This window comes from Kaistella palustris DSM 21579 (assembly GCF_000422265.1).
GTDB lineage: Bacteria > Bacteroidota > Bacteroidia > Flavobacteriales > Weeksellaceae > Kaistella > Kaistella palustris.
Genome location: NZ_AULL01000012.1, coordinates 280,977 through 302,364 on the forward strand (window position 1 = coordinate 280,977; position 21,388 = coordinate 302,364).

Here is a 21,388-nt window from a genome sequence, read left to right on the forward strand (position 1 = left end):
GTTATGGGTTTTTATTTTGATGATGGTTCTGCCAATCGGAGAGATTTTTATACGCATTTTCAGACATGATAATTCCGTTATCTACGATCACCCCGATTGCCAGTGCAATTCCGGTAAGCGACATGATATTGGATGAAAGTCCAAACGCATTGAGCAGAATAAAGCTGATGGCAATGGTGACCGGAATCTGAATAATGATACTGAATGCACTTCGCCAGTGAAAGAGGAACAGAATAACAATGATGGCGACCACGATGATCTCTTCGATCAGCTTGGTTTTAATATTGTCGATTGCCCCTTCAATCAGAGTACTGCGGTCGTACGATGTTTTGAAAGTGACGCCTTCGGGCAGGCCTTTTTCTACATCCTTCATTTTCTCTTTCACATCGTTGATGACCTTATCCGCATTTTCGCCATACCGTGCCACCACGATACCGCCCACGACTTCGCCTTCACCGTCTGCATCAAAAATACCCAGACGCAGATCACCACCCATCTGTACAGAGCCAATATCTTTGACCCGCACGGGAATACCGTTGTAATTTCCCAAAGCAATTTCTTCGATATCGGCTACGTTCTTGATGTAACCCAGACCGCGAATGATGTAGGCCATATCGGCCATCTCAAATTTACGTCCGCCCACATCATTATTGTTGGCTTTCACTTTGTTCATCACATCCATCAGGGAGACGTTATAGTATTGCAGTTTTACTGGATCTACAATGAGTTGATACTGTTTTTCGAAACCGCCAAAGGAGGCCACTTCCGCCACACCGGGAACCGTCTGAAGCGCAAACTTTACATACCAGTCCTGGAGGGCGCGCTGGTCTCCCAAATCCATTTTGGGTGCATCGAAATGGTACCAGAAGACGTGACCTACACCGGTGCCATCCGGTCCGAGAGTAGGCGTAACGTCTTGCGGGAGTAAACGCTGGGCATAGTTGAGCCGTTCCATTACCCGCGTTCTGGCCCAATAGATGTCCACATTATCTTCGAAAATGACATATACGAAACTCATCCCAAACATGGAAGAAGCCCGGATGTTCTTAATTTTAGGAATGCCCTGAAGGTTGCTGACCAGTGGGAAAGTAACCTGATCTTCAATAATCTGGGGGCTTCTGCCCATCCATTCTGTAAAAACGATGACCTGATTCTCACTCAGATCGGGGATCGCATCGATGGGATTGTCCCTTACCGCAAAAATACCCCAGATAAAAAGGCCGGTTGCAATTAGCAAAACGAAATACCTGTTGCGGAGGGACAGTTTAATTAAATTTTGAATCATGGTTCAGTATGTTTTCACTTAATCTTTTCCTGAACCTCGCCACACGACAGCATTTCTTTGCCGTAATAGGGATTCTTCACCTCACGTGAATCGCTAAGCCAGAATGCTCCTTTGTTGTCATTAAACATTGGGCAGAATATTTTGTACACCGGTTTTGGAGTTCCGAAATCCTTCAGTAGGTCGTAAAAATCTGCACTCATTATGTCCAGGTGTTCGCGCTGATGATCAATTTTTCCGGCATTATCTGCAATGTGCTCGGCGTGTTCCCGGATGCTTGATTCGAGGTCAGCAAATTCTTTCTTCTGTTCAGCGGAAAACCCGCTCTTTTCTATTTTAGGAAAGGAGGCCAGGATCCCTTTTGCTGCACTTACCGCTTCTTTATCATCATCTCCGGACAAAGCGAATGTAAGGTGGGTGTAATGGGAAAAAAGTTCCGAAAGATCAGCGGAAGTTTTTTTTGCGTCGATTACGGTTACCTTTGCGTCCATAGGCATATTGTCCATCGCTACACTGTCGGACATTGTGCTCATGTCATGCTGCATGGATGTTTCAGTGGTGCTTTTCTGTTCTTTATTTTCTTTACAAGAAGTGAATGCAAATGTGCCGATGGCCAAAAGGCTGAATAATACTGTTTTCATTTTTTTATAAGTTTAAAGGTTATTTATTTTTTATTGAAAAAGGCTTCGTAGTTTGCTTTATTTTCGAAGTACACGACGTTATCATTCTTATCGGAGATTGCAATAATAGCGGTTGCTTTATCGATGAGTTGATGAGATATAGGATCGTAGGCCATGCGTGCGTTTTCTTCCTGCGGGATTCTGAGCTTGCAGTTTTCGCAGCAGCCGTAATACGTCTTACCATCATGTTTTACTTCGAGCTGTTTTTTGCCCATGTAGGCATTGTTTACCATACAAACCTGGTCGTGGGGAACAATGTCGCCCGTCTTAAACTGTGCATTGGTAATTTGGGTATTTTCTGCTTTTGTATTGGTGCAGGAAACGAGGAATACTGCTATAAAAGCGAGTATTCCCAAAAGAATATTCTTCATTAAATTTTAGATTATAGGTTAATTTTTGAGCCTCCGTGTTTAGAAACTGCTTACGAAGATCCTAATCTTCAAGGTGTCCTTGCTCAAAAAAGAAAATTCTTTTGTGAAATTTACTCTTAAAGGAGAAGTGGCAGTTCGAAGGGAAATACAGCGCCGTTAAATAATCAGGGATAAAGTGCCAAAACACTTCACGACCGGACATAATACGGGATGTAATAGAAGGTATTAACCTATTTTGGGCGGTTCCCAAATGGTATGGAATCCACCTGAGTACAGGGGATTCTGATAATAGAAATTAGAATTTTTGTCATAGTAACCGGACATTCCATTTTTAGAATCCTCTAAAAATTTATTGTCCGCAAAAACAGTGTACTGAGCAGAACTGCAAAGGTTGCCGCTGCAGTTTCCTGAGCATCCTTCCGTTTGACAATTGTGAGATTGGGGGTGACAGCACTCATCTTTGCAATCGCCGCTGTCGCAAGACGGATGAAATTTCGCGAATGACTGTTTAATGAAAGTTTCGGCATGAGCCTCTGATTTCAAAATCTGCTTGTTCTTTTTACTGCAGGCTAAGGAAATCCCCGGCGCCAGAAATAACGCGAGTGTGAGGGAAAGCAATAAAGTTTTTAAATTTCCTTGCATTATAAAGTAAAACAGTACAAATATAGGAAATTATTTTTAACTTAATTGAAGATTGTGATGAAAAAGCGGACCGCAGCCCGCTAAATTTAATTTCATCTTCTGAATCCTTACTGCATTGCAAAAATTTTCGCGGTGATAAGTTAGAAAAAGTATTTTGGTAAGCCATTATTTATTATTAATCATGTGCTTCGCGAAAGACGTTCTTGTAGTGTTATTCCACAGAGAGACCTCACAGATCACATAATTATCTACCGGAAACAAAATCAGATTAAATCAGATTACAGCATATTAAACTTTGCCATCGCATTTATTTTAGTTTGATCTGCAATATCAATATAGGGCTTCATTGCAGAATAATCACTGTGACCTGTCCACTTCATCACGACCTGCGGTGGAATTCCTAAAGCCAAAGCGTTGCAGATAAAAGTTCGTCTCCCGGCGTGAGAGCTCATAAGCGCGTATTTTGGGGAAACTTCATCGAATTTCTGATTACCTTTATAGTAGGTTTCGCGAATCGGTTCATCAATTTCTGCCAATTCCGTTAGTTCCCGTAAATATTCATTCATTTTTTGATTGCTAATCACTGGCAAAGCTTTAGATTTTTCATATACTTCATCTTTATATTTTTCAAGTATTGCTCTGCTGTGATCATTAAGTTCAATAATTAAACTATCAGAAGTTTTAACTGTTATTATTTCGATGGAATTATCTTTAATGTCACTTCGTTTTAAATTTTCTACATCCGAATATCTCAAACCGGTAAAACATTGGAACATAAAAACATCTCTCACCCTTTCTAAATATTTTTTCTCTTTTGGAATGTCAAAATTCTTCAATTTACTTAGCTCGGGTTGAGTAAGAAAAATTATCTTTTTCTGAATAGTTTTGAGCTTCGGTTTAAAAAGTTCAAATGCTTTGTTTTCATTAAAACCTTTTTTAGTCGCCCATCTTAAAAACCACCGGAGGAACGAAAAATTTTTTAAGGCTGTGGAGTTTTGGAGTTTTAGATCATCTTGTAAAAAATATTGGTATTTTATTAATTTGTTTTCATCCAGGGATTTAAAACTTAGATTTTCATCAAATGTTTTCAAATGCTTTTTGAAAGTTTTCATTTTTGCCTGTGTCTTAATAGACCATAGATTCAGCAAAGACTCTTCTTTCGTAAAAACATCAAATAGTTCAAACAAAGTTTTATCTAGTTCAATCAGAACTACGGCTTTTTTGCCTATTTCAAGATTAAACAAGTTTTTAAAGTTCTCTTTTTCAGGTGTAGAATTTTCGATTTCGAATTTGCGAAAAAGTTTCTCGCAAACCGATTCAAATTGTTTGATTTTTTTATTGATGATTGATGCGCTAACTCTCTTGTCACCATGCGTTGTATTGGTTTTACAGCGTTGAGTTTCGAGGCTCCATTTGTCAATTTCTACCCTATAACCTAAATTAAAAGCCACAATATTATCTTCCCACTTAATTCTATAACGAATTTTTGCAGTAGGTTTATCTTTTTCTTTATCAAGTAAGAACTGAGCATGATATTTTACTTCCATTGTTATTGCTTTTATTATTTCGCCTCGTTTACATTGAAGTCCTTTAAAGAGATACCGCTCACTTTTCTTAAATCTGCGTAAGCATATGTAAATGTTTTAATTAATTTATTGTCTGCATAAATATTGATGGTTTTTGACAGATTAGTTGAAATCGCTGGGTTGTTATCTTTTCGGTGGGTGTAAATCTGGAAAGAGAATGAGAAAATTGGCAAGGTGGTTTCATAGATTTGTGTTTCTGTTAACGGCGTATTCAATTGCCCTTTTTCATTCTTCTTACCGTTGAATTCCTGCGAGATTTTCAGAGGTTCAGATACAGATCTAAAACTTACATTTCCATTTTCGTCCTTCCAATTATTAGTATGAGAGGAATTTGCTATCAAGTCTAAATTTTCAGAATAAATTATTTGGTCAAAATTTCCGTCATTGACCTTCACAAAGCGAAACCAAGAAATTTCTTTTAATTGATCCCAATCCCCCTGGTTGATGATTTCAATTTTTATGATTTTTTGTGATCTGGTAAGTTCTTTTTTTATTTCCTCAGCAGATTTTGATTTTTCACCATATCTCGAAAAAATTTTCTTTGCAGTTTCGGTGTCTTTATTTTGCCAGTTGTTAAGACTTGTTTTTTTCTTTTGCGCAAAGAAAGTTCCCGATAAGACAAGTGAGGTTAGAAGTATAATTCTTTTCATTTTATTTTTTTAAAAGTTCTAGAACTAAAGTGACCTGCTTCATGCATTCTGTTAATTGATCCTGGCTTGCTCTTAATCTATCTGCTAACTCTGCCTGATGTGCTTGACAACCTTTTTGCAATTCAATCATACCGGAAAACTCACTATGAGAAATGTTTATATTACCACTAATATTTCCATTGATATTACTGTTTACACTGTTTGTTGAACCATTACTGTTTATAGTTTGATTGTTAGTTCTAATCATCTCTCCATTACCGGAAATAAACCATTCTGGATTTAAATCGGTATAAGTAAGAAGGATTTTCTCGATAGTTTCAGAATTTAACCCAGAACCCTTTTTTATGGCTCTGCCAATTAATCCTACAGACAGTCCCGCATCTACCGTCATTTTATTTGCATTTAAATTTCTGTGTACCATATACTTCTGTAATCTTTCAGTGATTGTCATATCAGTAATATTGAACGTTATCATTATTTTTTGGTGATATATAGAATAATATCTATATTTGCTTTGTACTTGCAATACAAATATAGTAAATAATTTATATTAAAATATAATTGGAATGCAGAAAGTAAGTGGAAAAATTATTGAAAAAATTTTAAGTGAAAATGCTTTTAGTATTGAATTGGCTAAAAGACTTGGTATTCAGCAACAGTCGGTATTGGGATTGGCAAAACGAAACAGCAATAAGCTAACATTATTTATCGCTGTTCAATTTTACAAAGAAAAAGGATTTACAGAAAATGAAATTTTTTACGATAGACAACTAAACCCGATTTAACAATGGAGGACTTCAATAAACCAATATGGCAACTGACAATAGGGGAATTGGTAGATATATTAGATTCCAGATCGACGAAGATTGAACGTGCTGCCAGTGAACTTACTGATATTAAAACAAAATATGTTTACGGCTTATCTGGATTGGCAAATCTACTGGGTTGTTCAAAAAATCATGCTGGAAAACTAAAAGGTACTGGAATTTTTGATGAGGCGATCATCCAGAACGGTAGAAAAATAATTATCGATTCGGAAAAAGCTTTGGAGCTTTTCAAAAATAGAACGTGATGAGAATTATCGATCCCAAAACTCCAATTTGGCAGCTGACTGTTGAAGAATTCTTAGAGGTTTCAAAACTGATTAATGCTGAAAAGAACTATGAATTTGGACTAAAAGGATTAGCAAAAATTCTTGGATGCTCAATTTCGAAAGCTTCTGAAGTTAAAAGATCGGGTCTCTTGGACGATGCCATCGTTCAGAATGGGAAAATTATCGTCATAGATAAAGATAAAGCACTTCAACTTTTTGCAAAAAATGATTAGGAATTACCATAATTTAATTCAGCGGTTTTGGGAATACAATAAAAGTCAACCATTGGGCTCTACAGCTTTATTAATTTATTTCTACTTGTTAAAACTAGGACATGATCAAAATAGTTACAGTGTCAGCATTTCTGATATTAAAGTTGGAAAAGAATTAGGATTGACAAGAAAGACTGTAAAAGTTACCAAGGAGAAACTTCAAAACTCCGGAGTTATAAAATACGTTACAAAGAACGGACTTGCGTGCACTTACACAATCATTCCTGATTATTTATTTCAAACGTTAGAATCAGAAACTAAGCCAGCAGACACTTCGATACTAAGAGTCCACCAAACACGTAAAAGGCAAAAGGAGATAAAGATTTCGGACGCTGTAGTTCATAAAATACAAAATCCAGAACGCAGTATTGAAAAATGGCCGCCAGAAACGCGATTGCATAAAAGGAAATCAACACCAATTCCAACGCTCGAGCAAGTTTACTCCTATGTGAAGTCATTACAGATGTACGATAGCTCTTTAGATGAGCCGGTGAAGCTGAAGTACCTCGATTGGATTAACAATGGGTGGAAAAACAATTTTAACCGCCCGATTGCCGATTGGAAATCCACAATAAAAAACTCATTGCCATATCTGCAAAGCAGTTCAAAAAGTAATACGATCTTAATTCCTACGATACCAACCATAAAGAGGATTAAAATTAGCAGTAATAGTGAAGAGTGATCTTTTAATATAAAGATATTGAGGATTGAAATTACAGAAATTAAAAACTTGTCAAAAAGTAGCAATCACCGAGGTATCAGTAGAAGATGAAAGAATTAAAAAAGTGAAAATTTCCAGTGATTACAGAGTAGAAAGAAGAATTTTAACGAGACAACAGAAAATGGCTACAGCTATTATGGTTTGAACGGTGGTTGTAAAACGCTGGAAAGCCAGTGGGTTATCTTATTAGAGCGTAAATGTAGATAGGTAAAAGTGTCAAATTAATCGAGAATTTTGAAATCAATGTATGGCTCATACCAATAAGGATCTACGAATAATCCGAAAAGAATTTGAGAGTATAAGTGAAAAATTTCCTGATAAAATAAGATTAGGAAATAATTTCGTGGACGATTTTATTTTCGAAAATAGCGAGGCAGCAGACATTCCAATCAATGCGCTTCGGGTTATTTTCAACATTGTTTCCATTATAGGAAACAGTCAATTTCGACCAGCTGACCGTCCACACCAACTATCATTATTCGATGAAGAGTTTGAAACAGACAATAACACATTTGCTTCCATAAAAATCAGAAACAATAAAATTTCCCCAAGTGGATCTACCAAACAAGTAATTGCGGCTTATGAATTTCTCACAAAATTTAAAATGGGTTGGTACAAATCTGAAAACTCAAAAGGCAAGGAGATTAAGACTTTTGGCGGGTTAATAACCCTTCCGAGCTATGATGTTAGAGGATATACAACATTTTTAATAAGTAGTTACTGGTTAAAGAAACTGATGGTCATTCCCGAATATAATTACGTTTTATACAATTTGGTATACAATATTCGAAACAACAAACACGTAATCTTTGCAATATGGCTGTCAAAAATTCCTCCAATGGGAACATCTGTAAAGCTTTCAACACTCAATAAAAAATTCGGACTTAATTATAAAACAGCCAATGATTTTTGTTTCAAATTCTTAAAACCCGCAAGAATTAATTTAAATAAACACAACAATTTGTCTTTCAATTTTAAATGCGACAAAGATTTAATTACAATTTATCCATACGACAGCAGCAAACAGGTTATTAATGAAGCTACAAAATTTTCCAAAGAGCAGTTAAAAGTTAGAAGAAGGTTGAATTATTTTAAAGAGAGATATGGTTTAGAGGAAGGTGAAATGGTTCAGTTTTTTTACCACTACAGAAATATTGCACAAACCAGAGATTTAATTGAAAATGCATTTCTTGAATTTGTACAGACGAACAGAATGCTGAAAAAAAAATCAACCGATTATCAAGGTTTTCCATTTTTAAATGAAATTCAGAACATCATAAAAAAGAATTATGCAAAGACAAAAATGGGTGAATTGTTTCCAAACGGTTATCCTGTCATAATTTGAATTCGGATTTGCACTCATGCAATTTCGGATTTGAACTCCTTTGTATTTCGGAATTGGACTCCCTGAAGTTAATGAAATTCAAGTTTTAAAATTTTGAGTGATGCTTTTCGGATTTGGACTCATTCTTTGCTATGTAAAAAGTGAAATTGTGGATAAGTTTTTAGGCCGTTATCTATAGTTTCGGAATTGCACTCATTCAGGATAGGGCTTCTTCTCGGAATTGCGCTCATCTCTTTTTCGGAATTGGACTCATGTCACTTTCGGAATCGGACTCATTTCGGAACTAGCGTAAAACCTTTGCTATAAGGTTGTAAATGGTTTCACTAAAAGAGATTTAAAAGTAAAGAAAAGTTTTTTATTATCTAAAAAGATGTCCATCATTAAAATTTGCTTTAAAAAAGAAAAAAATGAATTGCGAACAAATCAAGAACAAAGTAAGCATCAGAAGAGTCCTGGAATCATTCAATCTATTTCCTGTGAAGCAAAATTCAAAGACCGCTTTCTATTTCGCGATTGATCGAGAAGAGAAATCGCCAAGTCTCTGCGTAGATTTTGCCCAAAACAAAGCTTTTGATTTTGGGACCGGAAAAAGTTACGATGTGATTTCAATTGTTCAGCAACTAAGTAAATGTTCCGTTTCAGATGCGTTGCAATATTTAGAAAAATTTAACACTTCTATCCAATCAACACAAACAAGTATTCTTGAGACAAGCAAAAATTACGAAATTTTAGAAGTTAAGGAGATTGAACATTTGGCATTGGCTGAATATTTAAAGTCAAGAAAAATACATGATCAAAAGCATTTGGTTAAAGAAGTTCACTATCAAATGAAAGGAAAGAATTACTTTGGGATTGGCTTTTACAACAATTCTGGAGGAGTTGAAATCCGAAATAAATATTCAAAAATCTGCTTAGGCAAAAAAGATGTAACCTTACTAAAAAATCCCAAAAAGGAGAAAAATGAAGTCTGCGTTTTCGAAGGTTTTTTTGATTTTCTTACTTATCTAAATTTGCCAAATGTTCAATTTTCAAATTCAGATTTTCTAATACTGAACTCCACGGCGATGTTCTTTAAAGTTGAAAAACAATTGGCGCAATATGATAAGATTGTACTTTTTCTGGATAATGATTTGAGTGGAAGTATTTTGACCGAAAAGATTGTCGACAAATATGAGAATGTGGAGGATTGCTCAATTTTATATGAGGATTTTAAGGATTTGAATGAGTGGGGGTGTGCCAATAGAATCATCGATTAATTTTATATTGCACGTATAGGAGAATTAGTAATTAATGCTGCACTTAAGTAAATGAGTAAATACACTAGTGTATACAAGTATATACAAGTTCCTACAATTTCTGCTGCTACATATGTCATAATATGTCCTATAAGAAAACGTTTAGAATAATTTTCTTGTTGTCTTGTATTTCATAATAATGAACTAGTGTATATAAGTTCCAATTTTGCAAACGTGATATTCTTCATTATCTTTGATTCAAATATTTAATTTAAAAATGGCATTACCCATTAACATTGAAAATCTTCTAACGGGCGAAACTGTTGAGTGGGATCGTATTGAATTTAAGAAAGGCTGGAATCCCGAAGATGGACTTATGTATGGCTTCTGGAGCAGACGAGGGTCCAACGAGAGAGATCAAATTAAAAAACTATCAGCTAAAAGAGAACCAAAAAAGGCAGAAGTCAGGGCGAATAAAATGAGCACGCAGCCTATCGTAGTCACATTATACACTCTGTTATACATCGCTTTCTTAGGATTGGTGATCCAGCCGTAACCACTCGGGGCTTTAAAGCCCAGGCTATGGTGGATAAATCTTTGGGGAAGTACGGGCAGAAATTCTTTTGGTGATGGAAGGAGTGCGGAAACCGAATTTTATTGCTTTATCGTTTATCAACTAAAGGTAAAGAAAAATTCCGGAGTAAACGACGGTTAAAACTCTGGGAAGGTGTGGCTGCGGAATGAGGAAGCGAAGCCACGAAAGAGCACTAGTAAACAAAGGTTGGAAGTTCCGGAATGAAATGAGACGAAGCGAATGAATGAGCGGAAAAACCGCTGGGGCGCGATGCATCAGCGACCAAAAATGAGGACGCTCTGCCCGCATGAGCGCCAGCTGTGGAAAGGTTACGCTTCAGCACGGGGACTTTTTGGTGTAAATAGTATATTGTTATTTTTAGCATAGTTTATTAGAGATTTTACAACAATAGTTGAAACAAAGTTTGGTCATTAAGCAAGGATTCCAATGTTTTACAAAAACTATAATATCATTAATTTTTAATTTATAGGATTGCATTACCTAAGTATTCCTTTGGTGTTTCACATCACGCCAGTGTTTTTTCCAATTTACGTTTCCATTTCTGCCAGTCTGGAAAAATTGTTGCCTGGAGGTCGTAAAAATCTTTAGTGTGGTTGCGAATGATTAAATGACAAAGTTCATGAACCATAACGTATTCGATACAGGCTTTTGGTGCTTTTACCAATTCCGTGTTGATGGTGATTTTTCCGCTTCGGGTGCAGCTGCCCCATCTTTTCTCCATCCATTTTATTACAATGACGGGTTTGGTTATATTGTACTGGGCAAAGAGGTTTAATTTTTCTGTAAGTACCTGATCAAATATCAGGTTGGCTTTCTGTCTGTACCAATTTTTCATTATTAGTTCGACCGCTTTAGGATTTGAATCTTTTGTGTAAACGATCATTTTCCCACGGTATAATTTGACTGAAGGACTTTCGGCCTTTTCCACCTGCAATAGATACTGCCGGCCGAGGTATAAATGGGTTTCGCCATTCAGATATTTGCGTTCGGTGGTTACGGGTCTGTAACTTTCGAACTGATCCTGCTGCTTTAAGATCCATTTTGATTTGAGTTTCAGTTTTTCTTCAATATCGGGAATCTTTGATTCCAAAGGTGCAGTTACTTTCACGGATAAATCGGGAAAAACTTTAATTCCCAAAGTTTTTCTTTCGGCAAAGACCAACTTATATTTAATCTCCCGGGTACCGTAATGTATTATGTTTTCAGCAGTATTCATTAACTGTAACGCACTTTAGCGATTTTAAGGACTTCTTCAATGATCTTGTCAATTGTTTCAAAAGGCATCGCGATCTCATATTTCTGCTGCGCCTCAAACAGATAATCATCCAATTTGATTCGCAAGGCATTCTCAATTTCAACATTGGTCTGCCAATCTACTATTAAGGCATCATCTTCATATATTACTTCCCGGATCTGCTCTTCCAGTTCTATGGCAAGCTGGGCTTCCGTGTCTTTATATTCCGGAAGGCTTACCAATATATCTTTGGCAAGATTGTCCAGGATGTTAAAATAGGCAACGGCATTAGGTTTTCCTTCCAAAGCCTTTGGAAGGTTCGCCTGCTTTCCGGAAAAGAAAACTTTTTCCAGATCCTGAACTTTTGCAAGGTATTCTGCTTCGTCAATGCGTTTTTGTCTGTACTCTTCGATGGTTTCTCTGATGAGCGCTGACAATTTGGTATAGTAGAATGAATCTTCATTCATTTTAACATTAATCGCCTTGATGGTTCTGGATGCAATGTGATCTGCTTTTGCCGCTTTTCCCTGAATCTTTTCCACTTCGTTTTCCCGCTGCTCTTTATCGAATATGTTTACCAACTGGGTGATCTTCAATACTTCGCCTTCCGTTGTAATATGTTTGTCGATGAGTTTCTGCACCTGGGCTTCATATTCCCTGTAATCTATTTCATCAAAATACCTGCGCTGTACATCTACACGGAGTTTCAAAAAGAATTTCGCATCTTTTTTATACCGGTCGATCAGTTTTTCATTTTTAAGGTCATTAAATTCTACAGAGGACATAGCCAATTTGAACAGCCGGATAAAGAGGGACAGTTTTTCATAAAACCTATGTCTGATGCTTTCATCATTCAAGAGTTCGGAATACGCTTCGGCGTCGTATCTGTTTTTAACGGTTTTAAAAATATCCCAAACCTCCGAATGGGTCTGAGGCAGTTTTTCGATTTCTTTGTTGATGTTAATGAGGGTTCCGACTAATTCTTCTTCGTCAAAGTCCGACAGGCCACTATAGGTGTTCAGGGCACTGTCAAGATTTTCTAGGTTTCCATAGTAATCGATGATATAGCCGTAATCTTTTCCTTCCGCATTTCTATTTACTCTGGCAATGGCCTGTAACAAGGTGTGTTCTTTCAGACTTCTCGTAAGATAAAGTACCTGGGCAACGGGAGCATCAAAGCCTGTGAGTAATTTATCGACCACAATGAGGATTTCAGGTTTGTCCTGTTTTTTGAAGGAATTGATGAGTGCTTCCTCATATTTTTTTGGTGTTCCATATTTATCCATCATGGATTTATAAAACTTCTTTACAAGATCTTCGTTTTCTTCGAAGGCATCAACATTATTTTCCCTGGTATCAGGTGGAGATACGACCACTTCCGCCGAAACTTTTCCGATTTCCCGTAAGTACTCGCGGTAGCGTATTGCAGTGGTTTTACTTGGGGTCACCAGCATTCCTTTGAATCCAGTATCCTGGAAGTTGGTGACGAAATGTTCTGTAATATCCCAGGCGCGCGCATAGATGACCTGATCGGCCTGATTGAGTTGGTTGGTGGTACTGTACTTTCTTTTTAGTTTGGCTTTTCCGTATTTGGTCAGGGGTTCTGAGACTTTATCAAAGAAGGTATCCAGTGGATTGGCATTGACTTCAATTAAGTTGTGGCGGCCTTCGTAAAGCAGAGGCACTACAGCTTTGTCTGCCACAGCATCTGTAATGGAATAAACGTCAATCAGACCGCCGAATTTACCGGCAGTACTCTTTTCCTTTTTCATCAACGGTGTTCCTGTAAAAGCAACAAAGCAGGCGTTTGGAAATGCTTTCCTCATTTTTACATTGAATGTACCGTACTGACTGCGGTGTCCTTCGTCTACCAACACAAAAATATCCGGTGAGGAGAAGCCGTCTTTTTCTTGATTTACTGCGGCTTCAAATTTATTGATGATGGTGGTAATGACTTCATCTGAAGGATCCTTGAGTAATTCTACCAAATGTTTACCGGTGATCGCGTTTACAACAGGCACTTCACATTTCTTGAATGTTTTTGTAATCTGGTCATCCAAATCAATACGGTCTGTTACCAAAACAATTTTTGGGTTTTTAATGGTTTTATCCGCCGCAATCAGCTGTGCCAGCATAACCATGGTAAGGGATTTCCCGCTCCCCTGGGTATGCCATATTACGCCACCGGTTCTTCTGCCTTTCGCATCTTTTACCGCGATTTTTTTCAGTGTTTCTTTAATAGCAAAATACTGTTGATAGCGGGCTATTTTCTTTACGCCATCATCATATAAAATGTAGTTGTAGATGAGATCCAGCAAACGTTCTTTCTGGGCGATGCTGAACAGGAGTTTGTCTTGTTCTGTCACTAAGACTTCCTCTTTTTCGAGCTCATTGAAATGCTGCAGAACGCTGAAGTACCGCTGCCTGAAAATCTGAGATCTTTCATTATCGGGAAGCGGATTATTTTTCAGCATCTTCAATGTATCAGCATAATGCTGGCCTTCTTCTTTTGTTCTGAACACTTCTTTCCAAACGCTCCAGAATTTTTTAGAAGTTGCCGTTGTCGCATAACTGGCCTCATTGACCGCGAGTGACAACAATACATTGGAATAGAGATAAAGACCACGCACGCCATCTTCCTGCTGGTTGCGCATGTGCTGTGAAACTGCTTCGTCGAGTGGATTTTTTATGGCATTGGTTTTACATTCGATGACGATCATCGGGATGCCATTGATGAAAATTACGATGTCGGGCCGGTAGGTATCATTACGATTGGTTCTGGCCACCGCGTATTCTTCCGTTACGTGGAAGCAGTTTTTATGTGGATTGTTCCAGTCGATATATTTGAAAGAGAAGGATTTTTTGTCTCCCAAGACGGTTTGCTCAAAACTTTTACCCAAAGTAATGAGGTCGTAAAATGCTTCGTTAGCGCTAACATAGCCGTCCTGCACAGGCAAATCCCGAAGCTCAGTGAGTGCCTGAGCAATATTGCTGTCGGAGAATTCAAATGATTTCTCTTTGTATTCAATTGAATTTATTTTTTTAAGCTGTTCCCGGAGGACCGGTTCTAGAAGAACGGTGCTCTGTCTTTCGCCCCGAAGCTGCATGGCTTCTTCCGGCGTAAGATAAGTATAGCCCATTTTCATCAGTAACTGCAAAGCAGGGATCTGGCTGATATGATCTTCTAAAAAGGAGGGTGTAGACATCTTATGTTTTTCTTTACTTTGTTCTAATAATTTTTACTATTTACTGATGAGTGCTATTCGAATAATTAAATGCGCAACCACGCTGTAAAAGGGGAATTCCGGTTGTTGGTTCTAATAATTTTACTAATAATTCTTCTAATAAATATTTTTATTTATCTGCCTTTATTAGAACCCACACCGGGTACTTAAAAGTTCCGGTATTTTGAATTTTTTGATTTTTTCTTAATTCTGAAAGCAGGTTGTTGATTTTGATTTTTCTTTGTCTATCATCCATCCAATCAGGAAGTTTCTTCCACAACAAATCATCGATATCCTTTCTGTCCAAACTCTTATGCTCGGAAATTGCCTTTAAAATAAAATCCAAATAATAGGGTTTATCAAAGCCTTTATTTTTTGAATACTCCGCTTTCTGGCCAGTTTTCTCCGCTACTTTTAAACCGATAAAAAAGTTGGGTTTGCGTCCTTCGATCAGTTTTTTGCTTTTCAGGTGTTTTTCTTCAAAAGCTGTTAAAGGAATTTTCTTCTGGACTTTGTCGAGCATCATGATTTCTTCCAGGGTAAGTTCTTTATGGTTTGCCAATAAGCGGGCATAATCCATATCGAGAATTTTTCCGGAAATAGCGACTTTTACTTTATCTCCAGACAAGTCATAATCGGGCAACGGGAAGTAGCGGGCACGCTGAAAATTGAAAATCTTCTTAATTCCACCACCGGCCGTATCGACCATTTTCAGGTTGAACATTGCTGTTGCGAGGAACCTGTTGCGGTAAAATTCTTCAGGCGCATCTTCAATAACTACTTTTTCCACCGATCCGGGAATGAAAGATCCCTGATTGGTGAAAATCAGCTGATCATCCATTTCAATGACATTTATTCGGGCACTTTTTGTATAGTCCTGATGTGCAATACAGTTGTTAATGGCTTCCCGAATGGAGAAGGGTTCGTATTTGGAAACTTCCGCCGGAAAAATAGTTCCTTCCTGCATATAGCGGTACTTGATGTTCCTTATTTTGGAAAATACTTTCTCCACGGATAAAATCATCGGAATTCCGAAAATCTCATAGTCGATATCGGTTCCTTCATTATCCATCAATTTCCAACGGATCTTTACGTCAGCGGGATTAAGAAAGTGTTCGGATTCGTCTTTGCCCAAAAGAATGAGGGCGGTTCTGGTGATTTTTCCCTTGGTGGTGACTTTGGCTTTGTTCAGGAAAGTGATATTATCCCAGCCGTCAACTTCCTCTGCTTTTTCCGGGAATTTATTTTTATAGTTTTTTCTAGCTAAAGCAATGGCATCTTCATCCAGATCCTCAAGGGAAGCTTCAGGAACAATTGTGGCACTCCAGTCTTCGGTGGTTGCCTGTGAACGAATTCGCTCTATTTTTTCGATATTGAGCGGTGCCAGTTCTTCACCATCTCTTGCGTAGTAATGTCCGTCAAACGCTACGGGAATCCCTTTGGGTGCTGCGGGAATTTGGAACATGACCACTCTTCCGTCGGGAGTATGCAGTTCATGGATTTCTATAAAAGAAATGCCATTGGTGGTTTTCTTTGCGATTTCGCCTTTGAGACTGTCGAGATCTTTTCTTACCGGGCGAAAGTTAGACCCCACGATGTTGTGTTTTTTATCTTCCACGCCGAATACCAGCCAGGCACAGGTCTTGCCATGAAGGTTGGCTTCGTTGGAAAGGGCAGAAAAGTAGCGCCCCAACTTTGTAGAATCGAAATTGTTTTTAGCTTCTTTGAATTCTACGATTTCGTTTTCGGCTGAGAGGCTGAGCAGGTTGTTTAAGGTATCCTGTAATTGTTCCGGTGTCATATTTTAAATAATTACTGGGTTCGTCTTAGACTTAATGGAAGAAACTTGTCGATTTCTGCATCGGTAAATGTAAATTCTTCATTTTCTTTAAGCGCTTTTGAAGCAATATCATAAGCCTGATTTATTGTTTTTGGTGCACCACGATAGGTATTCACCAAATCCGTATTAAGAATATCACGGCGTTCCTGAAGCTGCATAATACTTTCTTCACCGATTCTAATATCTACAAGCAAAGACAAGAGTTTTTCCCTGATCTCAAGAATATCTAAAGCTGCTGCTTTATGCCTTTCTGCAATTGCCAGCAAATTAAAATCTTTACTGTATAACGTTAAACCTAACAAAACGGTGGAGCAAATTGCAGCGACCAATTGAGCACTTTTGCCATCGCCAAAAAGCACAACCAAAATGCTGGTAGTGGTTACAACTGATAAAATTATTTCACTGTATTTAAACCAGTCATATCTTGTTTTTAAAACATCCGCACATTTTTCATGTGTCTTATGAGTGTATATTACGCGACCATAGATTTCTCTAATCTGCGCCTCTAAAAATTGTTTATTTTCAGTCATTTGTTTATGTGTTTTATGATTCTAAAATTGGTACATCAATAACGTCACGAGCAACGACTAAATTATCTTTAATAATGTAACATTCGACAAAATGACCACCTTTGAAACTCGTTGTTTCTACACGTGATTCATTTCCTCCATCGCTAACAATCTGGCCTCTAATAGCATTCTTCTTTATGGCTTCAGTACCACGATTGGTAACTTTCCATTTTACTTCATAAGGATAAGGAACCGTATTGCTGGATATAAAAAATCGTAATGATCTCCCTATCACTAACGGATATTTCTTTCGTAGGTATTCTTTTAAAAGTCCTTCTCTAAAACCATTTTGCTTCACTTCGCAATCTATTTCCAAATCGTATCGGATATCTACTACATAACTATTTTCGATAAATTCTTCCGTATTATCAAAATGTAAATTGATGGCTTTTGCCTCATTTATTTCCTCTACATAAGCAGGGAAATCTTTTCCATAGATATCCCGCCATTTACCATGTTCTTTCTTTTCTGTTTCTGCTGCAATGGCTTCGCAAGCCAAATCATACGCTTTCTTTGCCTTTTTCTTAAAGGATTTTAAAACTTTTACTCTTTGGCGGCTTCCTAATGCGGCATATTCCGCTTGGTCTTTTGGCTGATCGTAAAGAAATTTAAAAAAGTCTCTTGACATTTCGTCATAATACCAATAACTTTTATCGTCGTAATATTCTGTGGATTTGAGAAAATTGTAAGCAAGGGTATCAAGCAGTAAACCCTTCAATACAACACCGTGTTTGCTTTTCCATGAACGGGCCATTTTGGACAATCTTCTCAAATTTTTATTGACTGTGTCTGTAGATTCCACCATTGCATCCATTTCTTTCCGCGGCTTTGTTGTTTTCCATGAACCGTCACCATAGGTGTCCGGGTAAGTGTAATCTTGATTTTCTTCTTCGAAAACAGGCTGTACATCAATATGAGAATTATCTGAAAAATTTACAGTTACTACACATCTGTCCACCTTCACGTCAGAAGCAGGATAAGTTTTGATTAATGCTTCTTTGGTGTCTTTTAATAATTGTGACTGCCCACCTTTTTTATTGTAAGTGCTCCATTTAGAGACCGGCATAATATACAGCATATCCAAATCGGAGATCCCTTTAATACCTGACCATCTGCCATAGGAACCTACCTGCAAACTGTTAGCAGTTTTTGAATCGGTATTTCTAAATTCTTCATTTAATCTTTTTGTTATTCGCTCATATCTGCCGGAAATTGTGGTTGCTTTATCATCGGGAATCTTAATATTCGAAAGAAATTCTTGAAATTTTTCTGATGTATTCATTTGTGTTTTGTTTTTTTAAATAGTCCTTACTTTACCGGTCAACAACTGCTGCATTAGACCTTTTTTTTGTTTTTGAAGATCTTTAAGCTTAGATTGAAACATAATTAATTCATCTTCCCCCATTTGTAATACTTCAATTATTTTAATCTGTTCTTCATTTTCTGGAAGTGAGAATCTAGCACCTTTTAAAGCTTTAATCGATAAAACCAGCTGGGAAGTCCCGTTGCTATATTTGGTAAGTTTTTTCTTGTAAAAATTGAGATATTTTATAAAAAAAAGATTTTGTCCATTTTTAATCTTGAAAACTGGATAGTATCCACTTATTAAGCCTTGTGAAGAACTGGTATTTAAATTAAAAGTAAACAACCCATCATCGCTTCTAGAACGATATGTAATGTGATTTGGTGGAATAACATTGTAGTCTACATCTAAGCGTTGCGTCATGCGACCCCCAGAATAATAATCCGTTTGTGGTATTAAACCTTTATTTGAAGATGTAAATATTATATAATCACATGTTGCTTTTGGCTTCTCATTATGCTCCTCTATAAAATCGCCCAATTTATGCTCCTTCCATTCTTGGTTAAAGCCTTGAATTCTTTTTTTTCCTGAAAGCAACTGTTGCGCAAGACCTTTGTTTCTATTTTTAAGGTTTTCTATGGTTTTTTGGCAGGTTTCGATGGCGGTGTCCCAGGTGGATAGGATTTCTGCGATTTTTTGTTGCTCGGGAAGTGGGGGAAGCGGAATTTTTATTTTTTCTAATTGTGAGGAATAAATATGCACGATAGAATGACCCTGTCCCAATCTAAATTTTTGCCTGTGAACAATATCAGAATTCAATAGGTAAGAAAACGCTATTGGGTTTTGTTCAGTACGATAAACAATGATATCTCCACCTGCATAACCCGTTTTACCATCGATAAAAGCAGCACATTTCCCTATGTCTTCCAGTGTTTCACCGGAACCAGCAAAACAAATATCTCCGTATTTTATTTCTTGACTAATCGCTGCTGTTTCAAAGCCAATGAAAGACTGTACATTCTTAATAACATAATTGTACTTTGTATATAAGTCACCGTATGTAATACATTTAAAACCTTCATGTGTAAGCTTATCTTTTGGAACCCCTTTTCCTTTGAAAAAGACACCTAATGAAGATAATTTCCTCACCTCCCAATCATTTGGAATAAATCCTATGGAAGTTTGTTTGTAGCGATTTTTGATTTCCATAACTACAATAAATTTAAATTCGTTAAATATTTTTCCATCTGTGCTTCCACTTCACTTAGCTGTTTTTTCAGACCGACCAAATTCTGGTGCACTTCTTTTATATCCACTTCCGCTTCTTCTTCAAAAGTGTCTACGTACCTGGGGATGTTCAGGTTGTAATCGTTTTCCGCAAGGTCGGCAACGGTTGCTCTATAGGCGTATTTGTCTGCGAGCACTTCGCCCTGTTCGCCGGTTAATGGAGGAGTAGCTTTATATGCTTTAAAGGTTGAAACGATGCGTTCGATGTCCTGTCCCCGTAATACGTTCTGATTTTTTGCCGAACCGAAATCTTTGCTCGCATCAATAAACAGCACATCTTTGTTTGCCCCACGTGCTTTATCGAAGATTAATATTGCAGCAGGAATGCCGGTCCCAAAAAATAAGTTGGCAGGTAAACCAATTACCGCATCCAGCAGATTTTCTTCAATAAGTTCTTTTCTGATTTTGCCTTCGCTGCTGCCGCGAAACAATACGCCATGAGGAACGATGACTCCAACGCGACCATCCGTTTCGTTTGCCGTTTCGATCATGTGGCTGATGAAGGCATAATCGCCTTTGCTTTTTGGAGGTACGCCTCTGTGGAAGCGGCCGAACTTATCGGCTGAAGCATTTTCAGCACCCCATTTGTCCAAAGAGAAAGGGGGATTGGCCACTACGATGTTAAACTTCATTAGACTGTCGTTTTCGATCAACAATGGATTGTTGATGGTGTCACCCCATTTGATGGTGGCACTGTCCTGTTCGTGAAGGAACATATTCATTAAACATAAAGCCCAGGTACTGCCATTGTTTTCCTGTCCGTAGAGGGAGTAGTTCTTGCCAGGAATTTCTTTGGCTACTTTGATCAACAGTGAACCGGATCCGCTCGTAGGATCGCAAATTCTGTTACCAGGTTGTGGATTGACGAGTTTAGCCAAGAGTGTACTTACTTCGCCCGGCGTGTAGAATTCTCCCGCTTTTTTACCCGCTTCCCCGGCAAATAGCGAGATCAGGAATTCATAACTGTCTCCGATGACATCATTGCCTTCCAGGTGTGAAGGCTTTAAGTCGAGTTTTGAGAAATCGACCAGGAGGTTTTTTAATATTGCGTTGCGCTGTTTAGTAGGTCCGAATACAGTTTCTGAATTGAAGGAAATGCTACGGAAGACCATGGCCAGTTTGGAACGATTAGCATCTTCAAGCGCCGCTAATCCCATATCTATGATTTCACCCACGTTGGATTCCGCTCTATTTTCGTAGAGATACTCAAACTTGCTGATGTCAGGAAGAAGGAACCGTTCACGCTGCATCTGTCTTTTTACCATTTCCTCATTGTCGGGATATTTCAGACGATACTGTTCCTCTTTATCCTTCCACATGTCGGATAGGTATTTAACGAAGAGCAATGTAAGGATATAATCTTTGTAAGAACCACTTCCCATCACCGGGCGAAGGGAGTCGCAAGCTTTCCAAACGATATTGTTGATTTCTTTCTGTGTAATTTTATTCTGAGTCATGA

General features: G+C 37.7%; 20 protein-coding genes. 7 read left to right on the plus strand and 13 right to left on the minus strand.

Features of this window, described 5'->3' with window-relative positions:
• Position 1 precedes the first annotated feature (1 nt).
• The 6 genes from H562_RS15820 to H562_RS15305 form a co-directional block, all read right to left on the minus strand.
• A complete protein-coding gene (locus H562_RS15820; RefSeq protein ID WP_027376062.1) occupies positions 2 to 1,285 on the minus strand; it encodes an efflux RND transporter permease subunit in 1,284 nt (427 codons plus the stop codon).
• A gap of 14 nt (positions 1,286 to 1,299) precedes the next feature.
• Positions 1,300 to 1,923, minus strand: a complete 624-nt coding sequence (locus H562_RS14525; RefSeq protein WP_034690455.1) for a DUF3347 domain-containing protein — start codon at positions 1,921 to 1,923, stop codon at positions 1,300 to 1,302.
• A 23-nt stretch (positions 1,924 to 1,946) separates the two neighbouring features.
• The gene (locus H562_RS0102480; protein ID WP_027376063.1) at positions 1,947 to 2,333 is read right to left on the minus strand and encodes a hypothetical protein; all 387 of its coding nucleotides are present in this window, start codon (positions 2,331 to 2,333) and stop codon (positions 1,947 to 1,949) included.
• 920 nt (positions 2,334 to 3,253) lie between these two features.
• The gene (locus H562_RS0102490; protein WP_027376065.1) at positions 3,254 to 4,522 is read right to left on the minus strand and encodes a site-specific integrase; all 1,269 of its coding nucleotides are present in this window, start codon (positions 4,520 to 4,522) and stop codon (positions 3,254 to 3,256) included.
• Positions 4,523 to 4,536: 14 nt separating this feature from the next.
• Entirely contained in the window at positions 4,537 to 5,211 is a 675-nt protein-coding gene (locus tag H562_RS0102495) for a hypothetical protein (protein WP_027376066.1), read from the minus strand.
• A 1-nt stretch (position 5,212) separates the two neighbouring features.
• The gene (locus tag H562_RS15305) at positions 5,213 to 5,662 is read right to left on the minus strand and encodes a hypothetical protein (RefSeq protein ID WP_156831947.1); all 450 of its coding nucleotides are present in this window, start codon (positions 5,660 to 5,662) and stop codon (positions 5,213 to 5,215) included.
• A gap of 115 nt (positions 5,663 to 5,777) precedes the next feature.
• Between H562_RS15305 and H562_RS0102505 the strand changes: the two genes are divergently transcribed.
• The 7 genes from H562_RS0102505 (at position 5,778) to H562_RS15705 (ending at position 10,433) form a co-directional block, all read left to right on the plus strand.
• Positions 5,778 to 5,996 (plus strand): hypothetical protein, encoded by a 219-nt coding sequence (locus tag H562_RS0102505; protein WP_034690458.1) that lies wholly within the window; start codon positions 5,778 to 5,780, stop codon positions 5,994 to 5,996.
• Positions 5,997 to 5,998: 2 nt separating this feature from the next.
• Complete coding sequence (locus H562_RS0102510; RefSeq protein WP_027376069.1) at positions 5,999 to 6,283, plus strand: DUF3853 family protein; 285 nt, start codon at positions 5,999 to 6,001, stop codon at positions 6,281 to 6,283.
• Positions 6,283 to 6,537 (plus strand): DUF3853 family protein, encoded by a 255-nt coding sequence (locus H562_RS0102515; protein ID WP_027376070.1) that lies wholly within the window; start codon positions 6,283 to 6,285, stop codon positions 6,535 to 6,537. The genes H562_RS0102510 and H562_RS0102515 overlap by 1 nt, the downstream gene beginning before the upstream one ends.
• A gap of 85 nt (positions 6,538 to 6,622) precedes the next feature.
• Positions 6,623 to 7,258 carry a hypothetical protein gene (locus H562_RS0102520; RefSeq protein ID WP_219729256.1) on the plus strand — a complete coding sequence of 212 codons (636 nt, stop codon included), beginning with the start codon at positions 6,623 to 6,625 and terminating at the stop codon, positions 7,256 to 7,258.
• 286 nt (positions 7,259 to 7,544) lie between these two features.
• The gene (locus H562_RS0102530; RefSeq protein ID WP_027376072.1) at positions 7,545 to 8,642 is read left to right on the plus strand and encodes a hypothetical protein; all 1,098 of its coding nucleotides are present in this window, start codon (positions 7,545 to 7,547) and stop codon (positions 8,640 to 8,642) included.
• Positions 8,643 to 9,118: 476 nt separating this feature from the next.
• A complete protein-coding gene (locus tag H562_RS0102535; RefSeq protein ID WP_316928497.1) occupies positions 9,119 to 9,898 on the plus strand; it encodes a toprim domain-containing protein in 780 nt (259 codons plus the stop codon).
• Between the two features lie 256 nt (positions 9,899 to 10,154).
• Positions 10,155 to 10,433 (plus strand): hypothetical protein, encoded by a 279-nt coding sequence (locus H562_RS15705; protein WP_185096056.1) that lies wholly within the window; start codon positions 10,155 to 10,157, stop codon positions 10,431 to 10,433.
• Positions 10,434 to 10,977: 544 nt separating this feature from the next.
• Here the strand turns inward: H562_RS15705 and H562_RS0102545 are convergent.
• The 7 genes from H562_RS0102545 to H562_RS0102575 form a co-directional block, all read right to left on the minus strand.
• The gene (locus tag H562_RS0102545; RefSeq protein ID WP_034690463.1) at positions 10,978 to 11,688 is read right to left on the minus strand and encodes a M48 family metallopeptidase; all 711 of its coding nucleotides are present in this window, start codon (positions 11,686 to 11,688) and stop codon (positions 10,978 to 10,980) included.
• A complete protein-coding gene (locus H562_RS0102550; protein ID WP_027376076.1) occupies positions 11,688 to 14,912 on the minus strand; it encodes a type I restriction endonuclease subunit R in 3,225 nt (1,074 codons plus the stop codon). The genes H562_RS0102545 and H562_RS0102550 overlap by 1 nt, the downstream gene beginning before the upstream one ends.
• 148 nt (positions 14,913 to 15,060) lie before the next feature.
• Entirely contained in the window at positions 15,061 to 16,731 is a 1,671-nt protein-coding gene (locus H562_RS0102555; RefSeq protein ID WP_027376077.1) for an RNA-binding domain-containing protein, read from the minus strand.
• An 11-nt stretch (positions 16,732 to 16,742) separates the two neighbouring features.
• On the minus strand, positions 16,743 to 17,300 hold the full coding sequence (locus tag H562_RS0102560) for an SLATT domain-containing protein (RefSeq protein WP_027376078.1): 558 nt from the start codon (positions 17,298 to 17,300) through the stop codon (positions 16,743 to 16,745).
• Positions 17,301 to 17,313: 13 nt separating this feature from the next.
• On the minus strand, positions 17,314 to 18,621 hold the full coding sequence (locus H562_RS0102565) for a nucleotide-binding domain-containing protein (RefSeq protein WP_027376079.1): 1,308 nt from the start codon (positions 18,619 to 18,621) through the stop codon (positions 17,314 to 17,316).
• A gap of 15 nt (positions 18,622 to 18,636) precedes the next feature.
• Complete coding sequence (locus tag H562_RS0102570; protein ID WP_027376080.1) at positions 18,637 to 19,851, minus strand: restriction endonuclease subunit S; 1,215 nt, start codon at positions 19,849 to 19,851, stop codon at positions 18,637 to 18,639.
• A gap of 2 nt (positions 19,852 to 19,853) precedes the next feature.
• On the minus strand, positions 19,854 to 21,386 hold the full coding sequence (locus tag H562_RS0102575) for a type I restriction-modification system subunit M (protein WP_027376081.1): 1,533 nt from the start codon (positions 21,384 to 21,386) through the stop codon (positions 19,854 to 19,856).
• Between the last annotated feature and the right edge of the window lie 2 nt (positions 21,387 to 21,388).